Annotated in this window: 18 protein-coding genes; 1 reads left to right on the forward strand and 17 read right to left on the reverse strand. The window is 70.7% G+C overall.

All coding sequences use genetic code 11. The features are described from left to right. Positions 1-69: 69 nt before the first annotated feature. The 8 genes from ACZ5XZ_RS22400 to ACZ5XZ_RS22435 form a co-directional block, all read right to left on the reverse strand. Positions 70-405 carry a hypothetical protein gene (locus ACZ5XZ_RS22400; protein ID WP_468980657.1) on the reverse strand — a complete coding sequence of 112 codons (336 nt, stop codon included), beginning with the start codon at positions 403-405 and terminating at the stop codon, positions 70-72. Continuing rightward, a complete protein-coding gene (locus tag ACZ5XZ_RS22405; protein WP_468980659.1) occupies positions 372-1,052 on the reverse strand; it encodes a hypothetical protein in 681 nt (226 codons plus the stop codon). The genes ACZ5XZ_RS22400 and ACZ5XZ_RS22405 overlap by 34 nt, the downstream gene beginning before the upstream one ends. A gap of 274 nt (positions 1,053-1,326) precedes the next feature. Next, positions 1,327-3,582 carry an SUKH-4 family immunity protein gene (locus ACZ5XZ_RS22410; protein ID WP_468980661.1) on the reverse strand — a complete coding sequence of 752 codons (2,256 nt, stop codon included), beginning with the start codon at positions 3,580-3,582 and terminating at the stop codon, positions 1,327-1,329. Between the two features lie 71 nt (positions 3,583-3,653). Continuing rightward, a complete protein-coding gene (locus ACZ5XZ_RS22415; RefSeq protein ID WP_468980664.1) occupies positions 3,654-10,607 on the reverse strand; it encodes a toxin glutamine deamidase domain-containing protein in 6,954 nt (2,317 codons plus the stop codon). Positions 10,608-10,807: 200 nt separating this feature from the next. Next, positions 10,808-11,308: a hypothetical protein gene (locus ACZ5XZ_RS22420; RefSeq protein WP_468980666.1), complete on the reverse strand. Its 501-nt coding sequence runs from the start codon at positions 11,306-11,308 to the stop codon at positions 10,808-10,810. A gap of 106 nt (positions 11,309-11,414) precedes the next feature. Further along, positions 11,415-11,795 (reverse strand): hypothetical protein, encoded by a 381-nt coding sequence (locus ACZ5XZ_RS22425; RefSeq protein WP_468980667.1) that lies wholly within the window; start codon positions 11,793-11,795, stop codon positions 11,415-11,417. 257 nt (positions 11,796-12,052) lie between these two features. Then, positions 12,053-12,877: a maleylpyruvate isomerase family mycothiol-dependent enzyme gene (locus tag ACZ5XZ_RS22430; protein ID WP_468980669.1), complete on the reverse strand. Its 825-nt coding sequence runs from the start codon at positions 12,875-12,877 to the stop codon at positions 12,053-12,055. Positions 12,878-12,947: 70 nt separating this feature from the next. Beyond that, positions 12,948-14,876 carry an APC family permease gene (locus ACZ5XZ_RS22435; protein WP_468980671.1) on the reverse strand — a complete coding sequence of 643 codons (1,929 nt, stop codon included), beginning with the start codon at positions 14,874-14,876 and terminating at the stop codon, positions 12,948-12,950. Positions 14,877-15,477: 601 nt separating this feature from the next. Between ACZ5XZ_RS22435 and ACZ5XZ_RS22440 the strand changes: the two genes are divergently transcribed. Then, positions 15,478-15,987, forward strand: coding sequence for a hypothetical protein (locus ACZ5XZ_RS22440; RefSeq protein ID WP_468980674.1), 510 nt, complete (start codon positions 15,478-15,480; stop codon positions 15,985-15,987). 113 nt (positions 15,988-16,100) lie between these two features. Here ACZ5XZ_RS22440 and ACZ5XZ_RS22445 read toward each other — a convergent pair whose 3' ends face one another. The 9 genes from ACZ5XZ_RS22445 to ACZ5XZ_RS22485 all read right to left on the reverse strand — a co-directional run bounded on the left by ACZ5XZ_RS22445 (position 16,101) and on the right by ACZ5XZ_RS22485 (position 26,819). Beyond that, complete coding sequence (locus ACZ5XZ_RS22445; protein WP_468980676.1) at positions 16,101-16,808, reverse strand: RDD family protein; 708 nt, start codon at positions 16,806-16,808, stop codon at positions 16,101-16,103. A gap of 39 nt (positions 16,809-16,847) precedes the next feature. Continuing rightward, positions 16,848-17,153, reverse strand: coding sequence for an ArsR/SmtB family transcription factor (locus ACZ5XZ_RS22450; protein ID WP_468980904.1), 306 nt, complete (start codon positions 17,151-17,153; stop codon positions 16,848-16,850). Between the two features lie 71 nt (positions 17,154-17,224). Continuing rightward, positions 17,225-17,710: an SRPBCC family protein gene (locus ACZ5XZ_RS22455; protein WP_468980678.1), complete on the reverse strand. Its 486-nt coding sequence runs from the start codon at positions 17,708-17,710 to the stop codon at positions 17,225-17,227. 131 nt (positions 17,711-17,841) lie between these two features. Next, complete coding sequence (gene nirD / locus ACZ5XZ_RS22460; RefSeq protein WP_468980681.1) at positions 17,842-18,240, reverse strand: nitrite reductase small subunit NirD; 399 nt, start codon at positions 18,238-18,240, stop codon at positions 17,842-17,844. Continuing rightward, entirely contained in the window at positions 18,240-20,840 is a 2,601-nt protein-coding gene (gene nirB / locus ACZ5XZ_RS22465) for a nitrite reductase large subunit NirB (protein WP_468980683.1), read from the reverse strand. Before nirB ends, nirD begins: the two co-directional genes overlap by 1 nt. Positions 20,841-20,970: 130 nt before the next feature. Further along, positions 20,971-23,019: a glycoside hydrolase gene (locus tag ACZ5XZ_RS22470; protein WP_468980686.1), complete on the reverse strand. Its 2,049-nt coding sequence runs from the start codon at positions 23,017-23,019 to the stop codon at positions 20,971-20,973. Positions 23,020-23,078: 59 nt separating this feature from the next. Next, the gene (locus tag ACZ5XZ_RS22475; RefSeq protein WP_468980689.1) at positions 23,079-23,294 is read right to left on the reverse strand and encodes a hypothetical protein; all 216 of its coding nucleotides are present in this window, start codon (positions 23,292-23,294) and stop codon (positions 23,079-23,081) included. Beyond that, on the reverse strand, positions 23,291-24,601 hold the full coding sequence (locus tag ACZ5XZ_RS22480) for an LCP family protein (protein WP_468980692.1): 1,311 nt from the start codon (positions 24,599-24,601) through the stop codon (positions 23,291-23,293). The genes ACZ5XZ_RS22475 and ACZ5XZ_RS22480 overlap by 4 nt, the downstream gene beginning before the upstream one ends. 121 nt (positions 24,602-24,722) lie before the next feature. Next, on the reverse strand, positions 24,723-26,819 hold the full coding sequence (locus ACZ5XZ_RS22485) for a bifunctional polysaccharide deacetylase/glycosyltransferase family 2 protein (RefSeq protein ID WP_468980694.1): 2,097 nt from the start codon (positions 26,817-26,819) through the stop codon (positions 24,723-24,725). Positions 26,820-26,825 lie beyond the last annotated feature (6 nt).

A 26,825-nucleotide genomic window follows, 5' to 3' on the forward strand; every position in this document is an offset into this window, starting at 1 on the left:
CACGCCGGCCGGAGGGAAGTCACCACGGTGGCCGGGGACCCGCGAGCCGTTGTCCCGGAACTTCGTTACTCAGGGCCGCAGTTGGTACATCCAGGCTGGTGACCTGGCACCCGGCGGATCCAGTCGTTCCAGGCCGCCTTCGATGGCGTTCCGCAGCCAGATGCCCTCGATGGGGTGGGGACACAGGGACAGCATGAAGGCGCCGACGGTGAAGAAGTACGCCATCAGTACGAAGCGGTCCAGATCCGAGGCGACCAAGGGGTCGGTGCTCCACTCCGCCGGTTCGCCCTCGGCCCGGGTACGCAGGATCTGGCCTGTGGGCCCGTCGATGACGACCGTGTGTGAGGTGCGCGGCCCTCCGCCGTCGAGGATCAGGTCGAACGTCCCCGCGTTGACGGCGTGCATGGCGAGCGCGCGGGCGGCGTAGCCGCCGACCTCGCCGGACGCTTGCCAGCCGTGCGGGTGGGCCGAGTCCGCCAACTCTCCCAGCAGCCAGTCGAGGAGCTCGCCGTTGGCCGTACCGACCAACTCCGGTGCGTGCCGCGCCAGCCACGCGCGCAGTTGTTCCGCGTCCGCCTCGTGCCGTGGCGCCGGCGGGGCTGCGCCACAAGGAGGTCCTGGGCGGTGTCGGCGTCGATCTCGATGACGATGCCCAGCTCACCGGTGACTGCCAGGTCGTCCAGGCTGAGGTCGGTGATCCGCCGCGGGTGGGAGGACCGGCGGGTGTGGCCGGCGCGGTGGCCGTTGGTGATGACGATGAGCTTGCGCTCCTGGTCACGGTCGCCGAAGGCCGTCCACTCGCCCTCCTTCGCCGCGGACCAGTCGACCTCGCCGAGCTCACACACCACCGCGTGCAGCTCCTCGGCGGTCAGGCCCGCCGCGTCCAGCAGCACCGCGCCGGCCACGTCCTCGTCCAACCGTCGCAGTGCCGCGGTACGGCCGGAACGCCGGGGGCCGGCGACCTCGACCACCGAGGGTTGCCAGGTCAGGTCGTCCTGCCACCAGGTCAGCACGGCGGTGACGGCCTCCTCGGCGGTGACCTCGTGCGGCATGAGCCCTCCATGCATCGGTACGTTCGAGGTGGTCGGCCGCGTTCAGCCTAGGCATCAGAGCAGTTGAGGGATCACCGTGATCCAGTCGTCGCCGATCCCCGATCGCGTCCGAGAGCTCTCCGGGGCAGCGCTCGCAGCACGCCCGTGCGGCCGGAGCGTGGCGGACCGGCAAGCTCCAGCACTTCGGGCACCCAACTGGGGCTGGGTCACCAGCTGCTGAGCCGTACGACGGCCTCTCGCTGAGTCACTTCGCGGCGCACAACTCTCCTCTCATTCACACCATGTCGGGGTCGTCCCAGTGACCGCTGAGAATGGCGGTCCAGTGGGGGTGTGAGGCAGCAACCGGGTCGATCTCGTGGGCCCAGGAAGTCAGGCTGCGCTTCGCGTCCAGTTCTTCCGCCCAGACGGTGAATCTGCTGTGGCGGCGCTTCACCGTGAGAGCCAGCAACGTACAGGTCTGCCTCAGGCCACTGCTGATGAGGTAGTCGGCATCGCCATCTCCCACGTCCGTGACGAAGAGTTGGCCTGATGTGCCGTTCAGCAGCAGTTTCCCCCTGACCCATCTGCCGATATCGAAGAAGGGGCCGGGGCCGGCGGCGACGGGAAGGACGGACGGTCGGGCGACTTCTGCCATCGCGGGCGACGGCGCAAAGGCGAGGTATCGGAACTCGTCGCCAAGAGCTGGGAGGCCGACCTCGGTCAGGAATCGTACGGTGTCGGCGTGTACGAGGCCGTCCGGCAGCCCGCTGCGGGGCACGGCATGACATGCGCCTTGGCCGAACGCGCTCTCGTACCAAGATCGTGCAGGTGGGGCGTCGGCTCGCAGCACGCCGGGCATAGGCCACACCGCGGAGGCGTTATGCGTGGTGAGCAGGGGGCGGCTACGCCATCGAGGCTTGGACGTCACACGAGTCGGATCGGAAACGCGGAGGGCATAGATGCCTCCGGAGCCACCATGGACCTGCACTCCGTCGGCTGCTTTGACCAGACACGTGCTGGATGACGGGGCTCTCGGCGCCGGCGTCTGTTCCTCATCGTCCGGCTCTTCGACCGGTTCGAACGCCCGACCGCTCGCCTGGTCGATGTCGGTGTCGTCGTCGTAGTGCAGTTGAACCTGTACAGCGCCACCCAGAGGGACTCCCTCATCGAGGCTCCAGAGCCTTTCGACGGCGTACCAGTCCGCGTCGGGATCCACCGTGTTCTCTAGTTCGTCCTCGTCGATCTCCAGCTGACTGGCGACCACGTCGACGCCGTTGGCGACACCGACGACGAGTTCCTCCGCCTTCGCGGCGTCGTGCCGAGGTGACGAGCCGAAGAGGCCGTACGGCCGCCAGCGGGACCAGCGGGTCAGCCACGGAAGTTCACCGGCCGCGTGCGACAGTTCCTCGGCGAATTCCGTGGCACCGCGGTTCAGCGATGCCCAGTGGAGCCAGGAGAGCCACTCCTCGTGGGTGGCGGGCTCGACGCCGGCTGCCTCGAGATAGTGGGCATCCGAAGCCGGGAGTCCTGTCGGGATTCCGTCGGGGTAGGTGAGGGAAAGTCCGGTGAGCAGCGCGTGCCGGTCGACATTCGCGAGAAAGCGTGGATCCTGCGAAAGATCGGCCAGTACACCGGCCGCCGCGCAGTGGAGAGGGAGTGCGTGGGACGCGTACTCCGCCACTGGGCCTTGTGCACGCCAGGGTTCGGGAATGTCGTTGCGGCGGAGTGAGTGGTCGAGCAGGGCGTCGACGATGCTTACCTGCTCCGTCTCGGTGAGCGGCATGTCGGTACGAAGAAGCTGGCGCACGCCGTCCGCGTGAAATCCAACGCGCTCTGTTCCTGCATTGTCGGACCGCGACGTCAGGAGGTGTGGCAGGGCGCTCACCGCGTTCTGCAGGTCGGCAAGAGCACCTTGAAGGCCGAGCGGAGCGCAGAGAGCGGACCAGGCCTGAAGCGGGACATCCCGGGTCTCGGCGGCGGCCAAAGCGCGCAACTGCGGGAATCTGGCGAGGGATTCACCCAACGGCGGTTCGGAAGTGGCCGGCGCTTCGAGCGACCGAGGAATCTCCACTTCAAGGCCCGACGGCAGCGGTGCCCGTACCTGTTCCTGGTCCACTTCGAAGAGGACGGCGACCGGGCACTTGGTGCTGCGAAGAAGTGGAACGATGACGTGGTTGAGCACGCGTTCGGGCTCTGCTGACGTGGCCGTCACGCCCGCCCACTGAACATTCGCGAAGAGAACGACGGCCTTTTCCTTGCCGTGCGTCCAGTCCGCGAACGCGTCGGCCAGCGGGGTGTTGCGGGTACGGAGGCTCCGCTCGTCGAATCCCCAGTGGCCGATCATTCGCGTAGCCACTTCATCGGCCGACAGACCACGGCAGTCGACATACAGGGAGGAGTCCGGGCTGATTTCTCGGACAGCCTCCTCCGCCTGGCGAAGACAGGAGGTCTTTCCGGAGCCGACCGGGCCGGTGACGGGGAGCTTGAGGTGGTGCCGCCCCGGCTCCTGCAGCCACTCTGTCAGGCGGGTGACGACGGCGCTCCGGGACACGGCACTTCACTCCGATCGTTCGCGAGATGCATGGGGGTGGTGATGCGAGCGGCACGGTACTACGGGGTTGGCTATGCGTGCACCTTGAGCCATATACGCAGCAACTCGCCGCGGACGCGGTCCATATCGTCTTTCCACTGCTGCTTGAGTGCGTCTTGGGCTTCCTTTGTCGTCTCGCCCTCGGCGAACTCTCCGTAGCGGTAGCTGGTTCCGTACGAAACCTCCATGGGGCTTTTCTTCTCTGGAGTGGTCAGCAGGCCCTGCTTTTTCATTTCGCCGTGCGGGACGCGCGGATCACCCTTCTGACGGTCCAGGTTTTCGCTGATGTAGTGAGCGCACGCCGCACCACCGAGGTCGCCTGCATTGCCACACGGCTCGTATTCGGTGAACATAGCCGTACGCTTGAACTTCTCGCCGTCGAGTTCACGTAGACCCTCGCCCGCGGCAGGCTCCGAGTGGTCTGGGTTCGGTACTCCTTCACCGGCGGGCACGGAAGATCCGATAATGAAGTGTACGTCCTTCGTTTTGCCGTCGCCGTCGACCTCGGTGACTTCGTATACTGCGTAATTCCGTCCCGAGAAGTCTGGCAGAGCTGCCGTGTCCGGCATCTTGGCATCCAGAATGTTCTTGATGCGGTCCCGCTCTGTTCGGAGGTCGCGCCGATATTTCTTGGCTTCCTCCGGCGTCATATCGTCGGGTTCCGGAACATTCTTCTGAGCCACATATTCGATCACCCGGCCCCGGGTGTCATTAATTTTCTTTTCGCCCGGCTTGTGGTCCTTGTGATGCTGGAGCCCCTCCGGGTTGATGTTGTGCCCGGCTATCTCGGTGTGCTGTGCGTGATAGTCGTAGCTCATCCGGGCGAGACAGGAAACGGTGGCAAGCCGCTCATGCTGCTTCAGCCCCTTGTACTTGTCGCCCAACAGGTTGCCCAGGTCGTTTTCGCTGATCCGTCCGTTTTCACGGATGTGATCAAAGACGTTCTCCAGTGGCGATTTGCCCGTCTCCGCGTCACGCTCCGCCCAGCCGTCCAGGTTGCCGAGGACCCTGTCCCAGTTCACCTGGCGCACGACGTGCGTCACACGGAGGCGTTGCTGGGCCTCGTCCCCGAGCATGCCTTGCACGGTGTGGTCCGGCCCTTGCTCTTGCTCGTAGCCGGGAGTGCCTTCCGCCTGCTGGGAGTCGAGAGGCTGCTGCATCGCCTCACGGGTCTCCTTCGCCGGACGAGTCTTCTTCTTTTTGGGTGCGGGCTTTTCTTTCTCGTCCGATGTCTCATCCGATTTGTGCTTCCCTGCCGGCTCGGCGGGCGGCCGGCGGGTGCCATCGGCGCCGGGAAGCGTCGGAGTTCCGCTACTGGTGGTGGGTCGGCGGTTGGGGTCGAGGGGGATGGCGTGGACGCCGTTGGTGCCGTCGTGGAGGGGTGTGTTGCTGCGTTGGCCGGTCTGGGCGTCGACGTAGGTGATGTTGCCGTTGTGATTGACGACGTTCCAGGCGTGGGCGCGGCCGTTGCTGTCCTGGGTGATGATGACGGCTTGGGAGCCGTGGCCGGCGTCGTGGAGGTCGTTTTCGAGGTGGTGGAAGGCGTCGTTGCCGTTGCCGTAGTCGTGGAAGCGGGCGCCGAGGGTGTTTTCGATGCGGTCGCGGCCGTTGTTCTCGCCGCGGTCGGAGGGGGTGCCGTCGGGGTGGGTGTCGGGGGTGCGGTGGGCGGCGGCGGTGGGGTTGCCGGAGTAGGTGTCGGCGGTGGCGAGGGCGGCGTCGACGCAGTTGTTGTTGCGGCCGGGGGCGTCGGGGCCGGGGTCGTTGATGGAGTCGACCCAGTTGCCGTCGTCGGGGTCGGGGTGGCGTTGGGGTACGCCGTCGTCGTCCCGGGGGATGGAGTTCTCGACGTGCTGCTGGTGTGCGTCGGTGGGGCCTTCGAGACCGCCCGGACGTTCACGGTTACGGGTCTCGGAGGCAGGGGTGTGCTCGCCCTGGTCCTTGTTGTCGGTGTGGTCGGGGCGCTGGGCGGTGTCGGTCGCGTCCGGCTCGGTCCGGTCGTTCGGGCGATCGGTGTCCGGGGTCGGTGAACTGCCGGCGGCGGTGTGGGGCGCTGCTGCCGGGTGTTGCGGGTTCTGGGGGTTGTACGGCGCCTGTTGCTGGTACGGGTTGCTGTTCGGGGGCTGCTGGTGGGGCTGCTGGGCGTACGGGCCCGGCTGCTGCTGTTGGTACGGCCCGGGCTGCTGCTGATGCGGCGGCTGGGCGTAGGGGCTTTGCTGGTGCTGCGGCTGGACGTACGGGCTCTGCTGGTGGGGCTGTTGCGCGTACGGGCTCGGCTGCTGTTGGTACGGGTTCGGTTGCTGTTGCTGGGCGTACGGGTTGGGCTGTTGGTGCTGCGGGGCCGGCTGCTGGTGGGGTTGCTGGGTGTATGGGCCCGGCTGTTGCTGGTGGGGCTGTTGTGAGTACGGCCCGGGCTGCTGCTGCGGCTGTTGCTGTTGGTGGGGCTGCTGGGCGTACGGGTTCTGCTGCTGTTGGTACGGGCCGGGCTGCTGGGTGTAGGGGGACTGCTGCTGGTGCGGGCCGGGCTGCTGCTGGGCGTACGGGCTCGGCTGCTGCTGTTGCTGGGCGTACGGGTTGGGCTGTTGGTGCTGCGGCGCGGGCTGCTGGTGGGGCTGCTGGGTGTAGGGGCCCGGCTGTTGTTGGTGGGGCTGCTGGTAGGGGTTTTGCTGCTGGGCGTGCTGGGCCTGCTGTGCCTGAGCGTGTTGCTGGGCCTGGGCCTGCTGCTGTGCGTGGGCTTGGGCCTGTTGCTGTGCTTGTGCCTGAGCCTGAGCTTGCTGTTGTGCCTGTTGCTGGGCCTGCTGTTGGGCGTGTGCTTGTGCCTGCTGTTGGGCGTGTGCCTGGGCGTGTGCTTGTGCCTGCTGTTGGGCGTGTGCCTGGGCCTGGGCTTGGGCCTGCTGTTGGGCGTGTGCCTGTGCCTGTTGCTGTGCCTGTGCCTGTGCCTGTGCCTGGGCCTGGGCCTGGGCCTGGGCGTGCGCTTGTGCTTGAGCCTGGGCCTGCTGCTGGGTTTGTGCTTGCTGCTGTGCCTGGGCTTGCTGCTGGGACTGCTGGTTCTGGGGCTGTTGCTGGTTTTGGGGGGACTGTTGCTGGGGGGTCTGGTGCTGGGCCGTGGCGGGGTCGAAGGGCTGGCGGTTGGCGTCGGTGACGAGGTGCCAGACGTTCTTGGCCTGGGTGTTGATGGGCTGGTCGCTGATCGTGCCGGTCTGGCTGTCGACCCAGACGACCTTGCCGTTGTGGTTGACCGCGTTGAAGACGTGGGCACCGCCGTTGGGCCAGGTGACCAGTACCGCAGCTGCGGCGCCGGGGCCGGCCTGGCGCAGATCGTCGGCGATCTGGGCGTAGCCGTCCTTGGCGTTCTGGCCGGAGTTGCGGAACTTGGCGCCGGTGTACTGCTCGATGTTGGCGGTGCCGTTGTTCTCGCCGGACGCGCGGTCGATGCCGCCCTTGCCGTCCGGGTCGAAGGTGCGCGGAGCGGACACCTGCGGGTTGCCGTACCAGGACTCCATGAAGGAGCGGGTGCAGTCGGCGCAGTTGTTGGAGCGGCCGTAGACGGTGGGGCCGCCGTCGTTCTGGAGCTGGGCCCACGGCTGGAACGGGTCGTTGAACGCCCGCGGGGTGCCGTCCGGGTTCCGCGGGAAGTTGTTCAGCAGTGCTTGCTGGTCGTGCGGGAACGGCGAGTACAGGCCACCCGGCTGGACGTTGAGGCCGAGCCGTACGTCGTTGTGGCTGCGGAGGTTCTGGGGCTGTGCGACCGGTGGCTGGTGCTGTGCTTGCTGCTGTTGGTGCGGGGCGGGCTGGGTCTGCTGAGGGTTCTGGTTTTGCTGCTGCGGCGCGGGCTGCTGGTGGGGGGCCGGCTGTTGGACGTACGGACCCGGCTGCTGCTGTTGGGGCTGTTGTTGCGGGGTCTGTTGCTGGGGTGTCTGTTGCTGGGTCGGCTGTTGCTGCTGCGTCGGCTGCTGCTGTGGGGCGGGCTGCTGGTGCTGCGGCTGCTGGTTCTGGTGCGGGACGTTCGGGTTCGGCGTGTTGGGGGTCGGGGCACCAGGGCGCGTGGGTGCCTGGGCGCCGGGCTGCGACGGCACCTGGGCAGGGGCGTCGCTCTGCGGCCGGTCCGTACGGCTGGGGGCGGCGGACTGTGGCGTCCCGTCGGGGCGTGACGCGTCAGGGCGGGCGCTGTCGGGACGTGTCGCGTCGGGGCGTGCTGCGTCCGGGCGTGGTGCGTTGGGCTGGGCGCCGTCGGGGCGGGTCGCATCCGGGCGAGTGCCGTCGGGCCGGGTGCCCTCCGGACGGTTGCCGTCGGGCCGGTTCCCGTCGGGGCGTGGGGTGGATGCGTCCTGCTGGGGGTGCTGCCGGTTGTCCGGACGGTTGCCGTCGGGGCGAGTGCCGTCGGGCCGGGTGCTGTCCGGAGTGCCGTCGGGGCGCGTCGAGTCGGGCCGAGTGCTGTCCGGGCGGGCGCCGTCGGGCCGTCCGGATTCGTCGTTGCGGGCGGGGCCGTCGAGGCGGGGGTTGTGCGGGGGACGCTCGGGGGTGGGCTGTTGGGTGTGGTCCTGGACGATCTGGGAGCCGTCGGGGCGGCGGTTGTTGCCGGGAGGCGTGGTGGGCGCGTCGCGGCGGGGGCCGTCCAGGCGGGGGTTGTAGGCGGGGCGTTCAGGCTGACGCTGCTGGGTGACGTCGCGGATGGCCTGGGAGCCGTCGGGACGGCGGTTGGTGCCCGGGGAGGGGGTGGTGTTGCTGGGTGCGCCGTTGCGGGGTGGGGCGCCGTTCGGGGTTGTGGTGCCGCCGCCCTGGGGTGGGATGCCGCCCATCATTGGGCCGGAGCTCTGGGGGGTGTTGGGTTGCTGGCCCTGTTGGGGGGTGGAGGGGGTGTTGGGGGTGTTTGCCGTGGGGTCGGTGGTGTGTTGGGTGGGTGGGGGGAGGGTGGCGGTGCCGGCGGACTGGGTGGAGACGGTGGTGTCGTCCGAGTCGTCCAGTGTGGGCATGGGGTCGCCGGGGGCGGGGTCGCGCTGCTGGACGGGCTGGCCGGAGGAGGGGGTGTGCTGGACGGGTGCGCCCTGGGGTGGTGTGCCGACGTGCGGCATGGAGGCGCGGCCACCACTGCCACTGTTGTTGGTGTTGTCCCCGTTGTTGTTGCCGTTGCCGCTGGCGTCGTGGGAGTTGTCGCCGTAGGAGGGCGGGTTGCCGGCTATGGGGTCCGGGGTGGGTGAGGGATCCGGGGTCGGCGAGGGGGTCGGTACGGGCTGAGGCGCGTCAGGGCGCGAGGGACCGCCGTCGTGGGGTGCGGAGTCCGGTGCGGGCTGGGTGCTGACGGGGTCCGGGGTGGGGGTGGGGCGGGCGCCGTCAGGGGTGGTGTCCGGTGCGGGCTGGGTGCTGATCGGGTCCGCATCCGGGCGATCCGGGCGCGCGAAGTCCGGGGTGTTGTCCCGGGCTGGCTGGGTGCTGACCGGGTCGGAGTCCGGGCGTGCCGAGTCCGGGGTGTGGTCCGGTGTCGGCTGGGTGCTGATCGGGTCGGAGTCCGGGCGTGCCGAGTCCGGGGTGTTGTCGGGCGTCGGCTGGGTGCTGATGCCGTCTGTGTCCGGGCGGGAGGTGTCCGGGCGTGAGTTGTCCGGAGTGGGGCCCGAGTCGCGGGTGTTGCTCGAGTCCGGGGTGGAGCCGGAGTCGGGGGAGTTCGAGTAGGGGCTGTCGTTGCCGCCTCGGTAGCCCTCGTCGAAGGGGGAGCGCTGGTCTGGCGGCGGGAGGGGCTGGGAGTCGGGGACGTCGCGGGGAGGGGCGGAGCCTGAGTCGTTGGAGGGGGTGTGGGAGGAGGACGGGTCGGTGCCCGTGCCGCCGGAGTCGGCACCGTTGCGGCCGTTGGAGCTGGGGCCGTCGGTGGCGCCCGTGTTGTCCGAGGCGCGGGGGGTGTGGCTGGTGGAGCCGCCGCCGTCGGAGCCGCTGCGGTTGCCACCACCTGCACTGTTGCCGCCGCCGCTGTCGCTGCCACCGGAGCCGTTGGAGGTACCGCCGGAACCCGAGCCCGAGCCCGAACCAGAGCCGGAATCGGAGCCGGAGCCCGATCCGGAGCCCGAGCCCGAACCGGAACCCGAGCCGCTGCCGGAGCCCCCGCCGTCGGAGCCACTCCCCGACCCCGAACCCGAGCCGCTGCCCGAGCCCGAGCCCGACCCGCTGTTCGACCCCGACCCGCTTCCGGAACCGCTCCCCGAGCCGCTGGAGCCGCCGTCGCCGGAACCGCCGCCGTCGCCGCCGTCCCCGCCGTCACTGCCGTGACCGGCGGCGGAGTCCAAGCCCTGGCGGGCCCGCCGGCCCGCGCGGCCGCCGGCGCCGTCACGCAGACCCTCGCCCAGGGACTCGCCCATGTTGTCGACGGCGTCCTCGGCGGCCTTCCGACCCGCCTTGCCGGTGCGGCCGAGGTCGTAGCCCTTCTGAGCGCCGAAGTTCTGGTTGACGGTCTGGGCTATGAGGTCGGAGGCCATCGCCTCCAGCGCGGAGATCACCGGCTCCTTGGCGGCCTCCATGATCGCGTCCAGGAGCTGCTTGGCCACCTCCTTCAGGATCCGGCGGACCATCTCCCGCGTGGCCAGCGTCGCGGCCGCGCCACCGATCTCCGACAGACCCAGCGTGAACGGAGCGGCGGCCTGCGCGGCGATGATCTCGGCGGCCAGGATCGCCAACTGGACGATCACCGCCACCTTCATGCCGATGACCAGCATCGCCGCGGCCTCCAGCGTGAACGCGATGACCTCGGCCGCCTGCGCGGCGTCGTTGAGGTAACCGGAACCGCCGGAGAACTTCTCCCACGTCTTGCTGAACCCCTCGATGGCGTCGCCGGAGTTCTCGCTCAGAACATTGCTCGCATAGCTGTTGCCCTGCGCCGCATGCCCCTGGACCTCCGCCGCGAACGTGCGCCAGACCTGCGCACACTCCATCAGCTTGTCCTCGTCGGCATGCGGCCAGTTGAAGCCGAGCATGTCCAGGACCCACTCAAGAGGATCCGGCAGCATGAGAGACAAGGTGGAACTCCCCCGTGAAAAAAGTGCAATCAGGCGTGATACGGACGCAGGGCGTGCGGAAGGGCTGGTTGCTGAGCCAACACCGTGGAGAACGGAAGCCCTGGGTCAGAACCCTGGAGATCAGGACCCTTGGGACCGAAACCCTGGGGGCGACCTCATGAGGTCGGAGCCCCTGGGGCCGACGTGTGGCCTCAGCTGCTGGCCGGTCTCCAGGAGACACGGACCGCGCTCTGGTCCTTCGTCGGGTCCTGCCAGGCCCGCTTGTTCTCGACGTGCTGTTTCATCAGCGAGTCGTTGAAGTCCTCGTTCTCCGCGTGGTTCTTGGACATCGAGGTCAGTGCCTTGCCGATCTCCTGGAACTTGGCGGCGAGGTGACCCATCGATTCGTACATGCCGTCGCGGACGCCCTCGTAGACGACGCCGAACTTCTCGCCGATCTCGTCGTCCCCCCACGGAGGAGCGTCGGCCTTGCTGGCGAACGACGTCAGACCGCTCATGAACTGCTCACCGAACGACTTCTTCTCCGGCGGCGGCCCCTCCGGGGGCTTGCTCGGCGGCCCCGCACCCAACGCGCTCAGGCCGTCCATGAGCCGCGCCACCGAAGAGTCGAAGTCCTCGCCGAGCTTGACGAAGTTCGTGCCCTCGGCCTTGAGGCCTTCCACATTGGTCTGGAACCCACCAGCGCCAGCCACAACGTCCCCCGTGCTCGTAATGGTTACCCAATGAGATATTCAAGCCAAAGCTTAACCGGCGGCAATGACAGCTCACCAGGCGCCGGCCGTTGCCCAGGAGGCGCGCTCAGGCCTCGCTTGGGCGGTAGAAGCGGTGGTAGAGCTCCACTGCCGCCTCCGGGGGGAAATTGGGCAGGAATGTCACGTCGCCGTTGGTCTTGTTGATGGCGACCTGGCTTCCCCCGGGGTCGGCCGGCGGGGCGGTGGGGTCCTCGGGCGGCGGCCAGCTGGCGAACACCAGGTAGCCGAGATCGAATTCGTGAACGAACAGGCCGGCGGGGCCACCGGGCGAACCGACCTCGGGGAAGTGCTGCCGACCGATCTCCAGTGCCTCGGCCTCGTTCGTCGGCACCGGACGCGGTCCGGCGTCCACCGGCTCCGGGGGGAGCGGGGGAGGCGTGGGCGGCAGACCGGGAGGCTGGCTGCCCGTCTGGTCGGAATCGGTCATGGTGCGTCTCCCTTGGTGCTGATTCTGTCGGTGACCGTCAACCTAACTCACGCGTGGGCGGCCGGATTGGTTCGCCTGAGGGTGGGGGTGAGGGTGGAGGGGGAGGGGGAGGGGGAGGGGCCGGTGAGGGCTTCGCCTGTCCGAAGGCGGCGGCTGTCCCACGTCGGCGGCTGTCCCAAGACGGGACTGTCCCAAGACGGTGCCTGTCCGAAGTCGGCCAGATATCTGGATGTGGCCAGATGTCTGGATGTGGCCAGTTATCCGAAGTTGACCAGCGACAGCCAGAACTCCAGCAGGTCCGCATCGCCCACCACCTCGAAGGTCTGCTCGTCGGCGGAGCGGCGGCCGTAGATGAGCAGCAGCAGGTCCGTCAGCGGTGCGCTGACGGAGACCGCGGCCGGCTCCTGGGCGCGGCGCCAGGCCAGGGTGTCGCCGGTGAGGTCGACGAGCCAGTGGGCGGCGGCCTCCGGAGGGGTGTCCGTGGCGTGGAAGTGGAGCGTGCGGCCGGGGCCGAGGAGAGCGCGCCGGTCAGGGTGGTAGTCGAACATCTCGGGGAGCGAGCCCAGTTCCATCCACTCGTCGAGGGCGTCGAGGGCGATGCGCTGGTCGACGGTGAAGTGCGCGCCGAGGGCCAGGGTCGCGTCGGCCCGGTGGATGACCGTTTCGTGGGCCATCCGGCGGGCGAAGAAGGCCGGGCTGCCGGACGGGAGCGGGGTCCAGATACGGGCGTCGGGGCCGGCGCTACGCAGGGTGCGGGCGAGGCGTTCGGTGCCCTCGGTGAGCCAGCCGGCGAACTCCTGCGGGCTCCGGTCGGACTCGCGCGGAAGGACGCGCAGCGCGGTGTCGGGCGGTGGCTGTGAGGCCCGGGTGCGGACGATCTCCTCGACCCAGCGATGGGCCTCGCCCAGATGCCGGAGCAGCTGGGCGAGGGTCCAGTCGGGGCAGGAGGGCACGGACGTGCTCAGATCCGTGCGCTCGTCGAGGCAGGAGCTCAGCAGTCCGGCCTCGGCGGCGATTTCGGCGCAGTGCTCCTCGTAACCCATGGGGGCATCGGCGGCGTCGGCGGCATCGGTGGCTTCCATGACCCAACGGTAGGGCGCGCCACCGACAATCGGCCGCTCCCACATGCGGCCGCGGCCGACCCTGCTCGTCCTACACCCGCCCGGCCGCCTCCAGGCGGAACCGCAGCCGGCAGATGACCGCGTCGGTGTCCCGGCGGATCGCGTGGGCGACGACCGCCCCGCGCTGGTTCTGCAGCAGGCGCTGCCACAGGTGGGCGGGTTCGGCCTCCGGGATCAGGACGGTGATGCGGGTGCCGGGTCGCTGGGCCGTCAGGTCGGTGACGTAGCCGGCTATCGGGCGGCCTATGGAGCGGGTGGCGGAGGGCAGTTCGAGGAGTTCCACGCCGGGGTTCCACAGCTCCCAGTCGCGGCGCAGTGCCTCGGCGGCCGGGCGGTCCTCGGGGGTGTCGTAGGTGACGGTGACCGCGACCACCTCGTCGCCCAGGGACACCGCCGCGTTCAGCGCCTCACAGGTCAGCCGGGACAGATGCGAAACGGGAACGATGACCAGGGAGTGGGCGCGGCGCGGCGGCTCGGGGACCCGGCCCAGGCCCAGGCGCTCGCCGATCCGGCCGTAGGCGCGGTGCACCGCTTCGAAGGCGAGGACCAGCAGCGGCAGCGCGACGACGATGAGCCAGGCGCCCTCGGTGAACTTCGTCGCGGTCACGACGACGGCCGAGACGCCGGTGAGCAGCGCGCCGAAACCGTTCAGCAGGGCCTTGCCCCGCCAGCCCGGCGAGCGTTCGAGGCGCCAGTGCCGGACCATGCCGACCTGGCAGATGGTGAAGCCGACGAAGACGCCGATGGCGAAGAGCGGGACGAGGGTGTTGACGTCGCCACCGGAGAAGACCAGGAGGACCGCGGCGACGGCGGCGAGGGCCAGCACACCGTGGCGGTGGACCTGGCGGTCCGCCTTCAGGCCGAAGACGTGCGGCAGGAAGTTGTCCCGGGCGAGCAGGCCCATCAGGACGGGGAGGCCGCCGAAGGAGGTGTTCGCGGCCAGCGCGAGCAGCACCATGGTGGCGAACTGGACGACGTAGAACGCCCAGTTGTGGCCGAGCGAGGCGTCCGCGAGCTGGGCGAGGACCGTGACGCCCTCGACCGGCTGGAGGTGGAAGCGGCCGATGAGGACGGACAGGCCGATCAGCATCACGCCGAGCAGCGCACCGAGCGCGACCTCGGTGCGCTGGGCGCGCTTGGCGGCCGGGGCGCGGAAAGACGGCACCGCGTTCGCGACTGCTTCCACACCGGTCAGCGCCGAGCAGCCGGACGCGAACGCCTTGAGCAGCAGCAGGGCCCCGACCGTGGTGGCGTTGTCCGACAGGACCGAGGCATGGCCGTCGGCGGTGACGGTGGAGGCGGGCGCGTCGCGGAGGAGACCGACGACGACCATCGCCAGGATGGAGCCGATGAAGACCGCGGTGGGCGCGATGAACGCCTTCGCCGAGTCGACGATCCCGCGCAGGTTGATGCCGGTGATCAGGACGAGGACCGCCAGGCAGATCCAGACGCGGTCCTCGTAGAGCGCGGGGAAGGCGGACGTCAGCGCCGCGACGCCGGCGGTCACCGAGACCGCCACGTTCAGGACGTAGTCGAGGATGAGGGAGGCCGCGGCGACCAGTGCCGTACGGCGGCCGAGGTGGGCCTGGGCGACCGCGTAGGAGCCGCCGCCGTGGGGATAGGCGGCGATCACCTGGCGGTACGACGCGACCAGGACGGCGAGCAGCGCGGCGATCGCGAGCGTGACCGGCAGTGTGAAGCCCAGGCCGTAGCCGCCCGCCGCGGCCAGGACCAGCACGATCGACTCGGGGCCGTAGGCGACCGACGCCATGGCGTCCAGCGAGAGGGCGGCGAGTCCCTGCAGGGAGGTGAGGCGGTGGCGGGCGTCGGGCTCGGGGCCCTGGGCGCCTTCGGGGCCGGTGGCGGCCTTGTGCGGGCCGCCGGACCGGGTGGTGACCGCGCCGGTGACGGTATCCGGCGGTTCTTCGGGCCGCCTATCGGGCTGGGACACCATGGACATCTTTCGTCGTACCTCCGTACGGCACGGTGGCCGTATCTCGGTACGGCACTGTGGCGCTGTGCTGGACCAGGTCAGCGTGCGGGCCGCGGCGGCCACCGTCTGCGGGCCTTGGCGGCCCCTTGGCGGGCGAAAGGGCGATCTTCACGCGTTCTTGACGGGGAGGCGGGCGTTCCCGGGTCGCGCCGCCGGGGCAGGCGGCCGGTTTTCGCGTACGCGGTGGCCGCTTTTGGGCGTCCGCGTCAACGTCGCGTCATCGCCGCGTCAAGGTTCGAGGGGGCCGCGTCAGCGCCGTGCAAACGCCCCCGGCCGCCCCGGGGCGCCGCTCTAGCTTCAACGCATGGGACGGCGACGTGGCCTGGGGCCCGATTTCACGAGGGACGACGGGGACGACGGCGATGGCGGGGATGGCGGGGATGGCGGGGATGGCGGGGCCGAAAGGGCTGACAGGGCCGGTGATGGAGGGATGGGTGAGACGGATGCGACGGGGCGGATGGGACTGGGAAGGGCCGCGGCGGGGCGGATGGGACCGGGAAGGGCCGCGGCCGGACGGACGGCGGGGGAGGGGCGACGAGGTGTTCGGCCGGCGATCCCTCCACCGACGGTGCGTCGCCGCGAGCCGGCCCGGGACCGTACCTGGCTGCCCGAGTTGCGAGCGGCGATCTGGTGCACGGCCGGGCTGTTCACCGTCATGCTGCTGGTCGACCTCGCCAACGGGACCCTCGGTCCATGGCGCGCGCTTTGCTGGACGGCCGTCGCGTTGGTGCTGTTCGCGGTCCTCTACCCGCCACGGGTGACCGCCGGCGAGCACTGGCTGGCTTCCCGCGGCCCGGTGCGCACCCGCAGGGTCCGCACCGATCTGCTCGTCCTCGTCCGCCGCAGCGACGGGGTGGCCCCGCGCCTGGTGCTGCGCGACGCGGTGGGCGGCCGGGTGGAGCTGGACCCCAGGGTGCTCACCGCGAACCCGCTGCTGTGGCACCGCCTTGAGCAGGGCGTACGCCGCTCCCGAGAGCGCGGGTTGCTGCGCTGTGGTGCGGTGCCGGTGCAGGCGCTGGCGGACCGGATCGATCGCGACGGTGCGCGGGCGGTGTTCGAGGCGTCCGGGATGGGGTGATCAACTCGCGTCCGGGCTGGGATGCCAACTCCCAAGCCAGGCATGTCAGTTGAACCCCACGCATACCCCACCCGCATCCCACCCGCATCCCGTCCGAACCCCGCCGCGCCCCGTCAGCGACCGGGCGTCGAACCGGCTCCGGCTCCCCGTAGATCGCGGAAACGGACCAGGCGAATGCCGCAGAAGTCCTCGGGGCCCTCCGCCATGTCGAAGAAGGCGGCGATGATCCAGACCAGCACGAAGAGATAGCCGCCCAGCCACCGGCGGAACAGCCGCGGCAGCCGCGGACGGCTGGCGTCCGTTTCGCGGATCACGCGGGTGCGGACGGCGAACTTGCCGATGCTCGCGCCGCCGATGCGCGTCAGCACGACGTGATTGAGGAACGAGAGTCCGAAGCAGGCGCCGACGGTGGCGTAGAAGACCTGCATGTCCGGCAGACCGGCGCGCTCGGTGGCGCGCATCGTGAGGAGCGCGGCGGTCAGGGCGAGCAGCCCGTCGAGGAGGACGGCGCCGAGCCGCCGCATGTCGTTGGCCTCACGGGGGATGTGCGGGGTGGCGGCCACCGGAGGGTGCGGCTGGTACGGAGCGGGTTGCTGGTACGGGCCCGCCTGCTGGTGGTAGGGGCCCGCCTGCTGCTGGTACGGGTGCTGCGGCCCCTGCTGCTGGTAAGGCTGCTGGTGGGGGTATGGCTGCTGCTGGTAAGGCTGATACGCCTGTTGCTGGGCGGGCTGCTGATACGGATGCGGGGGCGGAGGGACCTGCTGCCCCGGCTGGTGCTGCGGGGCGGACTGCTGCTCGTACATGAATCCGGATCTTTCCATGCCGTGCAGGTCGGCGTCGCGGCCCCGTCCGTCAGTGCGTCACCCTCCTTCGGCCAGGCGCTTGATGGCTGCGAGTCGGGTGTCCCAGGTGGCGGCCACCCGGTCCATCCACCGGGCGGTGGCCCCGAGTTGCTCGGGCCTGACCCGGTAGCGCGCCTCCCGGCCCTCGCGGTGGCCGGTGACCAGCCCGGCCCGGTCCAGGATTCCCAGGTGCTTGACGATGGCCTGCCGGCTGACGGGCAGTTCGGCCGCGAGGACCGTGGCGGTCGCCTCGCCGTGCGCGGCGAGGGCGTCGAGTATCCGGCGGCGGGTCGGGTCCGCGAGCGCGGCGAACACCTCCGCCACCGCGTCCGCGCCGGACTCCCGGTCCGCGTCCGCCCCGCGCTCGCGGCCCGCACCCGCCGCTTCGTCCGTGGTCATGCCGCGAGTCGCTCCGCGTACTGCTTGATGTTCTCCGCCTGGCCGGACCAGCCCGCGGAGTGGCTCTCGTATCCGGCGGTCGGGATCCGCTCCTCGGGGATGACGATCTCCTCGAAGCCGGTCTCCACGACGCGCAGGCGGGTGCCGTCGCCCTCCGGCGCGAGGGTGAACTCGACGAGGGTGGAGTTGCCCTCGACCGCCACCTCGCCGGGGTGGGCGCTGGCCCAGCGGTACGAGAAGTAGTGCGGCGGGTCGACCTTCACGATGGTGGTCGGGAACTGGCCGTACTCGCCGTGGTCGAGGTGCATGATGCCGCCCGGCCGCAGGTCGATCGGGGTGGGCTCGCCCTGGCCGAACCACGAACCGACGTGCTCGGGCTCGGTCAGCACCGCCCAGACCCGTTCCACGGGTGCGGCGATGCTGATCTCCCGCTCGATTCGGTTGCGGTCCTCACCGGTGGCGTGGGCGCTCTGTGTGCTCATGGGGTGACCTCCTGTCGCGCTCTTGCTGTCGCGCTCGCCCTTCTCGGAACGTGCTACCCAATGGTTGCACGTCGAGCAGGAGGTGCAACCGGAAGGTTGCGCATTCCCCGATCCGTGCGCCCGGCGCCCGCTCAGCCGCCCGCCCGCACCCGCACCCGGTACGCCGGAATCGAAACCTCCGGATCGTCCAGGCATTCCCCCGTCGCCAGGTCGAAGCGCTGCTTGAGCAGCGGCGACGCCACGAACGGGCGGCCACCGGCGGAGCCCGTCAGCCCGCGGGAGAGGACCTGGGCGCCGGTGAACGGGTCGCGGTTGCCGATCGCGTAGATCTGGCCGGAGCGGTCCACGAAGAGCGCGGCCTGGGTGCCGTCGGGCAGCAGGGCCGCGACACCGCGCCCCGGGGTGAGGGCGTCCAGCGGGCAGACCGCGAGCCAGTCGCCCTGCGGGCAGTGGACCTCGACCGTGCCGGCGGCCGTGGTGACGGCATCGGGCGCGGTGGCGGTGGCGGTGGGAACGGTTGCAGTGGTCATCAGGCGGAGGTCCCTTCCAGAGTGCGTACTGCCAAGGTCGGCCCGGCCAGCAGCGTCAGGTCCGGCTTGACCTGGTCGCGCTCCGGTACGAAGCGGACGGACGGGTCCGGGGCGTCGGGTGCGTTGACGAAGGACACGAAACGGGCCAGCCGCTCGGGGTCGGCGAGGGTCTCGGCCCACTCGTCGCGGTAGTGGGTGACATGGGCGGCCATCAGGGCCTCCAGTTCGTCGCACAGCCCCAGGGAGTCGTGGACGACGACATCGCGTACGTGGTCGAGGCCGCCCTCGATCCGCTCCAGCCACGTGGAGGTGCGCTCCAGGCGGTCGGCGGTGCGGATGTAGAACATCAGGAAGCGGTCGATCAGCCGGATCAGTTCGGCGTCGCTGAGGTCCTGGGCGAGCAGGTCCGCATGGCGCGGGGTGGCCCCGCCGTTGCCGCCCACGTACAGGTTCCAGCCGTTCGCCGTGGCGATCACACCGAAGTCCTTGGACTGGGCCTCCGCGCACTCCCGCGCACACCCCGAGACCGCGGACTTCAGCTTGTGCGGGGCGCGCAGTCCCCGATAGCGCAGCTCCAGATCGATCGCCATACGGACCGAGTCCTGCACGCCGTAGCGGCACCAGGTCTCGCCGACGCACGACTTCACGGTGCGCAGCGCCTTGCCGTACGCGTGCCCCGACTCGAAGCCGGCGTCCACCAACCGGGCCCAGATGACCGGCAGTTGATCGACCCTGGCGCCGAACAGGTCGATCCGCTGACCTCCGGTGATCTTGGTGTAGAGGCCGAAGTCGCGCGCCACCTCGCCGATGACGATGAGCTTGTCCGGGGTGATCTCGCCGCCGGGGATGCGCGGGACGATCGAGTACGACCCGTTCTTCTGGAGGTTGGCGAGGAAGTGGTCGTTGGTGTCCTGAAGGGCCGCCTGCTCGCCCTGGAGGACATAGCCGTCGGCGCCGACCGCCGGAGCGAGGGAGGCGATGACCGAGCCGATCGCCGGCTTGCAGATCTCACAGCCCTCGCCGCCGCGCGCCTCCTGCCGGCCGTGCTCGTCGAGCAGCTGGGCGTAGGAGGCGACCCGGCGGACGCGGACGATCTCGTACAGCTCGGCGCGGGTGTGCGGGAAGCACGCGCACAGGCTCTGGTCGCCGCTGTCCGGCAGCAGCTTGCCGATCAGCTTCACGCAACTGCCGCACCCGGTGCCCGCCTTGGTGCACTTCTTGACCTCGGGGAGGGTCTCGCAGGCCTGGATGGCGTCCTTGGTGACGTTGTGGCAGCTGCAGATCACCGCGTCGCCGGGCAGCGCGTCCGGGCCGAGCGCGGCGGGCGCGCCCGCGCCGGCGGGCAGCACCAGCTGCTCGGGCGCCAGCGGGGGAACGGTGCCGGTCAGCGGGCGCAGCATGCCGTACGCCTCGGCGTCGCCGACCAGCACCCCGCCCAGCAGCTCGCCGCCGGCGCCGATCACCAGCTTCTTGTAGACGCCGCTGCGCGCGTCGGAGTACACCACGTCCAGACAGCCGTCGGTGGCACCGTGCGCATCGCCGAACGAGGCGACGTCCACGCCGAGCAGCTTGAGCTTGGTGGACAGGTCGGCGCCGGTGAACCCGGCGAGCTTCCCGGAGTCGTCGCCGAGCCGCTCCGCGATGGCGCCGGCCGTCACCCGGGCCATGTCGTAGCCCGGCGCGACCAGACCGTACACCCGGCCGTCGACGGCCAGCGCGCACTCGCCGATCGCGTACACCGCGGGGTCGTCGGTCCGGCACTGCTCGTCGATGATGATGCCGCCGCGCTGGCCGACCGGCAGCCCGCAGTCCCGGGCGAGCTGGTCGCGGGGGCGGACGCCGGCGGAGAAGACCACCAGGTCGGTCTCGATGCGGGAGTCGTCGGACAGCCCCATGGCGGTCACCGTGCCCGCCTCGTCCGCGACGATCTCCTTGCCGCCGACGCCGGTGTGCACCTGCAGGCCCATCTCCTCGACGGTGCGGCGCAGCGCACGGCCGCCGCCCTCGTCGACCTGCAGCGCCATCAGCCGCGGCGCGAACTCCACGATGTGGGTGCGCAGCCCCAGCCCCTTGAGCGCACCGGCCGCCTCCAGGCCGAGCAGGCCGCCGCCGACGACCACACCGGTGCGGGAGTTCTTGGCGTACTCCTCGATGGCCAGCAGGTCCTCGATGGTGCGGTAGACGAAGCAGCCCGCGCTGTCCTTGCCGGGCACCGGGGGCACGAACGGATACGAGCCGGTGGCCAGCACCAGCGTGTCGTAGCGGACGGTCAGCCCGGAGCGGGCGGTGACCGTGCGGGTGGTGCGGTCGATGGCGGTGGCCGGGTCGCCGAGGTGCAGCTCGATACCGTGCCGGGCCATGAAGTCCGGATCGACAAGGCTCAGCTCCTCCGGGCTCCGGCCGGCGAAGTACGAGGTCAGCTGGACCCGGTCATAGGCCGGGCGGGGCTCCTCACACAGGACGACCACCCGTGCGCGCTCGGTGACACCGCGGTCGGCCAGCTCCTCCAGGAAGCGCTGGCCGACCATGCCGTGGCCTATGAGAGCGATGGTGGGGATCGTGCCTGGTGCGGCGTCGGAGTGCGGGTGTGTGGTGGTCATGCTCGTCAGCGTGCGGTCCGGCTGTTACCCGCCCGCATCTGCTCTGTTTCCCGGGCGGAACGCTGCCCTCAGAACGCGGACGGCCGCCGTGTGAGGGACCGCCCGCCTCGGCCCGCCACCCCGGCCCGGGTCAGCCGCCCAGGCTTGCCGGGCACAGCCGGCGCGGCGCCCGGTCCGTACGCAGTCGGGCATCGACACAGCCGCCCGGCAGGCCCGCCCGTGCCCGGGTGCCGAAGTTCGCGGTGACGGTCAGCGTGCCGTCGCCGAAGACCGTGCGCTGCACCGTACGGTCGCCGGTCAGCCACCGGAAGGACGTCATGCGCTCGGTGCCGGCGGCGCGGTGCAGCGGCGAGAAGTACTTCTGCAGCGCGGCCAGCCGCGGGCCGTTGCGGGTCAGCGTCGGCCCGTCCAGGACATGGTTGAGCGGGGTGTTGTAGAGCATCGCGAGCAGCGCCCGGGTGGTCTGCTGGTCCGGCAGCTTCTCGTACGACAGCTCCCAGCGCTCGACGTTGACCAGGGAGCCGTGCAGCGCGGTCTCGTACAGCGGTACGCGGTACTTCGGGTCGTACATGGCCTTGGCCAGCTCCGCGGGCAGCCGCACCGGCTTGAAGAAGGCCTTGGGGGCCTTCTCCGGGAAGTAGCCGCCCCACCGCTCCCTGTCCCGCTCCAGCTTCCACAGCCCGTCGGCGACCGGGGTGCCCGACCCGTGGTCGTACGCCAGCACCTCGTTCGCCCAGGCCTGGGCGGACTCCGAGCCGAGGACGAGGCTCTTCGACAGCCGCCGCATACGGGCCAGGCGCATCTCCCGGTCCCCCGCCTTGGTCATCTCGTGCCCCGCCCCGTGATCGCGGAAGAGCTCACCCGTCGCGTCGACATCGAGGAAGTAGCTGTCCGCACCGTTGGCGACCATCGAGCGGGTACGGTCGGCGAGGTAGTGCCTGCCCGGCTCGGCCTTCTCGAAGGCCCGCGAGCTGAGATAGCAGCCCCGGCCCCCGAACCCGGTCTGCGCGCTGCCGTCCGCCTTGCGCACACAGAAGTCCGGGTAGACCCGGCCCGGCCAGACCGACGTCGGACTGTCCGCCGTCTTGGGGTCCTGCCCGTTGGCGAAGGTGTCGTACGGCCCGACGAGATAGCCGGCCTTCTTGGCGGCACGCACCGCCGCGGCGTTCATCGGACCCGGCCCGGAGTCGTACCCCAGCCACATCCGGTCCACGCCGAGCCGCTTGAGCTTCTCGATCCCGGCCGCGGTACGGGCATCGCCCCATACATAGGCGTGGAACGCCCCGAGCAGCTTGGCGGTGGCCGGAGTCCGCCGGATCTTCGTGCGCAGGCTGCCGAGCCGGCCGTGCTGGGAGAGGTAGGAGCGGTAGTCGGCGGCGGGCGCGACCGGGTTGCCGTCGGTGAGGGCGAAGGTCACTTCGTAGTCGCGGGTGCCCTCGCCGGCGTCGAAGGCGTGCGTGGCGGTGGCGCGCAGCCGGCCTCCGGTGGAGGCGAAGCGCAGCGAGGTACCGATGTCGGTGGGGGTGAGGTAGCTGACGCCGTGCCGGGTGCCGGAGCCGGCCGCCCCGCCGCCCATGGAGTAGCCCCACAGGGGAAGCGACAGTTCGCCGCCGACGTCGACCGTGCTGCCGGCCAGTCCGCCCTTCTCGGCGGCGGAGTTCCAGAACGCGTCCCGTACGGGGATGTCCAGCCCCTCGCCGCGCGGCAACTGCACCGCGGAGGCGGCCCGGTCGGTGCCGGTCACCGGCCAGCCGACCGACCCGTCACGGTCCGCACGCAGCCTGATCCGCAGCCGCCCGCGCTCCGCACCGGCCGTCACGCTCAGCCCCTTGGCCGGGTAGCTCCAGCGCGCACCGTCGGCCGTACGCGTCACCGGCCCCGGTTTGCCGAGCCCGCCGCCGGCCGCCCCGGCCGCCTCGGACAGCACCATCCGCCGCCCGTCGCCGGTGCGCGCGGTCACCGCGAGGGAGTCGGTGTCGATGACGGCGGTACCGCCGTCGACGGGCAGTTCGAGGCGGCTGCCCTTCAGGGTGCCGGCGGCGGCGCTGTCACATCCGGCGACGCCGAGGGCGGTCGCGGTCAGCGCGAGGGAGGCGGCCAGCGCGCGGGTGGCGGCGTTGGGGCGCCTACGGCCGGTCGTCTCGGGGGAGTTGGGAGAGTGGGGAACGTCGGGTGTCATGGGGACTGGATAGTCCCGGCGCTTAAGAGGCTTCTAAGAACCCGGCGCCCACGAGGCTCCTAAGACGACGTCCCACCGGCCGTCCCACCGGCTGTCCCACCGGCCGTCCCGTCTGCCGCCCGCGACAGCCGCGTCCGCTCCTCCTCGTCCGTGAACCCGGCCCGCAACGGCGGTTCGCCGCGCTCGACGTCCCAGGCCAGGACGTCGGCCGCGGTCACCTCCAGCGGGGTCGCCGGCAGGCCCGCCGCCCGGCCCCGCCCGCGCCCCGCGGTCAACCGTTGACCGCACTCACCGGCCGGTCGTTGCGCAGCTCGTCGAAGAGCCGCTCCGCCTTCGCCTGGTCCCACTTCACGGCGCTGCCCTTGGGGGTGGCGAAACCGAGGGACGAGACGGGGACGTTGAGCTGTTTGCCGTGACCGGACGTGACGCCCTTCATCGCCTCGAACAGCGAGGTGAGATCCGGCAGCCCCGTCTCGTCGTCGACGACGAGCGTGTCCAGCCCCGCGCTCACGGTCGGGTAGACCGTGGAGGGATCGAGGAAGGTGCCCGGGGCGGCGGTCTTGCGGGCGAGCGCCGCGAGGAACTTCTGCTGGTTGCGGCTCCGGCCCAGATCGCCCTGGGCCTCCTGATGGCGCTGGCGGACGAAGGCGAGCGCGGTGCGGCCGTCGAGCGTGTGGCAGCCCTTCCTGAGGTCCGCGCCCGACTTCTCGTCCTTGACGTCCCTGTCCAGGCACATCGGCACCCCGCCGACCGCGTCCACAACGCCGACGAAACCCGCGAAGCCGATCTCGGTGTAGTGACCGATGCGCAGCCCCGTGTTCTTCTCGATGGTCCGCACGAGCAGCTCGGGGCCGCCGAGCGAGAACGCGGCGTTGAGCTTGTTCTTCGACGCGGGGTAGTGCCTGCCCGTCTCGGGGCGGATGTACGCCGGAACGGTCACCCAGGAGTCACGCGGCAGGCTCACCATCGTGGTGCCGTGCGCTCCGGTGTGCAGCAGGATCATCGAGTCGGTACGGCGGCCGGCATCGGCCGAACCCCCCGTGTGCAGATCCTTCCGCTCCCGTCCGGACAGGCCGGCACGGCTGTCGGAGCCCACGATGAGGTAGTTGGTGCCCTCGCCCGGCGCCGGACGGTTCGCGATCCTGCCGAGATCGACTTCCTGGTGGAGCCTGGTATCGGCCCACACGTAGGTGCCGACGGAGGCGGTGACCAGCACGCCGAGCAGCAGGATCGCCGCCCGGGCGAGCCGCCGGCGACGCGTGGGACGAGCGGCCGGGGCCCGGCCCCTGGAAGGGCCGCGGCCGCCACCGCCGCGCGGACGGGCCGGGGGAGGGGCGTACCCGAGCGGGGTGGCCGTGGTCTGTGGCACGGGCGGGGCACCGCCGGCCGGCTGCACGGGGGCGGAGTACATCTCGACCGGCCGTCCGTCCGGGCTCCACACCTGACCGCTGCTGATCCGCCCCTCGCCGATCCGGCCGGTGCCGACATAACCGGCACCGACCTCGCCGGTGCCGAGGTGCGTCGACGGCGCCGCGTCGCCGTATGGAGTCCCGTCGTATGACCCGCCCAGCCAATCAGTCATGGGCGGCAGTCTGCACGCTCACCTTCCCTTCACCAAATGCACTGAGGATCTGCACAAAAGCGCACCGTTTCGCTCCGGAGGCAGGCAGAATGCCCCGGTCCGCCCCGCTGTGGCAGCGCGCTCACCGCGAGGTCAGGCTCTGGTACGCGGCCGGCTGCCCGATGTGCTGGGCGGCGGTGCCCGAGCGGTGCATCCGCTGCCACCTCAACCGGGTGCCGAGCAGGAACGCCACCACGGACTGGATGACGACCAGGTACATCAGCTGCCGGTAGACGAAGAGCTGGAAGGGCATCGCCCACAGCGCCCTGAGCCGCTCCCCGTCCAGCCTCAAGGCGTATCCCGCACAGGCCAGTTGGACCGCGAGGAAACCGAGCCACACCCCGGCCGAGAGCGCCGGGCCGCGGAAGAACGCCCCGTACAGGGCGAAGACGTCCACGATCGGCGCGAGCAGGGGCAGTGCGACCTGGAAGACCGTCAGGTAGCTCAGCCCCCGTCGGCCGAAGCGTCCGGCGGGACCCACCTCGACGGCGGCGCCGCGGTGTTTCCACATGGCCTGGAGCGTGCCGTAGCACCAGCGGTAGCGCTGCCGCCACAGCTGGCTCAGCGAGGTCGGGACCTCCGTCCAGGCGATCGCGGACTCCTCGTAGACCACCCGCCAGCCCGCCTGCCACAGGGCCATCGTCAGGTCGGTGTCCTCGGCGAGGGTGTCCTCGCTGACGCCGCCGACGCCCATGAGCGCATCCCGGCGGAAGGCGCCGATGGCGCCCGGTACCGTCGGCATGCACTCCAGCACCTCGAACATCCGGCGGTCGAGGTTGAAGCCGAAGACGTACTCCAGGTGCTGCCATCTGCCCAGCAGCCGACGGCGGTTGCCCACCTTGGTGTTGCCGCTGACCGCGCCGACGGCAGGGTGGGCCAGGGGCTGGATCAGGCGGTATATGGCGTCCGGCTCGAAGACCGTGTCCGCGTCGACCATGACCACGATGTCGTGCCGGGCATACGACAGACCGGTGTTGAGCGCGGCGGCCTTGCCCGCGTTGGGCTGCCGGATCACCTCCACACGCGGGTCGTCGATCCATGTGGCGAGGTCCGCCGTGCTGTCCGTCGATCCGTCGTCGATGACGATGACCTGCAGATACGGGTGTGTCGAGGCGAGCAGCGAACGGACCGTGGACTCGATGCCGGCCTCCTCGTTGTAGGCCGGCACCAGAATCGTCACCGGCTCGACCACCTCCCGCAGCCGCGGCGCACCCGGACGGAACCGCGTCAGCCGCCTGACGTGCGTGCGGGCGAACAGGACGAGCATGAGCAGTCGCAGCACCCCCAGCGCGCCCGCGATCGCCAGCACCCAGGTCATCCCGCCGACGAACGCGTGCCCCAGTGCCTTGGCCCAGGTCAGTCCCGTCCCCAGCCAGCGCTCGACGGTGGACACCGGCCGGCCGGAGGCGGGGAGGTCCGCCCCGTCCGTCACGGTGGTGAACCTGGTGACCTGCCGGTTGCCCAGCAGCTTCGCCGTCTCCTGATAGGCGATGTCGTTCTGGCCGAACTGCCGCACCACGCCCTGCGAAGGCTTGCGGAACCACTGGTCGGCCGCGACCAGCGTGTAGCCCTCGGCCGCGGCCTGCTGCGCCGCCTTCCACTCGGCGCCGCACATGGTGTCCGCCGTCGTGGTCTGCGGCAGCCGGAGCAGGTTGGTGTGGATGCCCGCGGTGCCCGCCAGCGCCTTCTGCGTCAGCGACAGCTCCAGCCGGGCCCGCAGGGGCGAGGCCGCCCCCATGACGGCACCGGTGTAGGTGTTCGAGCCGATCTCGTGCCCCTCGGCCCGGATGCGCCGCACCAGATCCGGGTACTGGGCCGCTTGCGCACCGTGCAGGAAGAACGTGGCGTGCGCGTGGTGCCTGCGCAGCAGCCCCAGCAGACGCGGGGTCCACACGGGATCGGGCCCGCCGTCGTACGTGAGCGCCACGGTACGGGCGGGCATCCTGGCGGACTGCGCCCTTCCGCCGTCCAGCCGCAGCACCGGACCGCCCTTGGCGACCTCCCGCGGCACGGGGGTGGTGCAGTCGCTGCGGATCTTCGCGGCGTCGACCTCGTGGGAGGTCCAGCCCTCGAAGAGCAGGGCGCCGAACATCACCGGCAGGACGAGGATCAGCAGCAGCCAGTGTCCGCGCGGATCACGCGACTGCGCGTGCCGGCCCCGATTCGAGCGGCGCCTCACGCGGTG

The sequence above is a fragment of the Streptomyces sp. NPDC033270 genome (genome assembly GCF_055576575.1).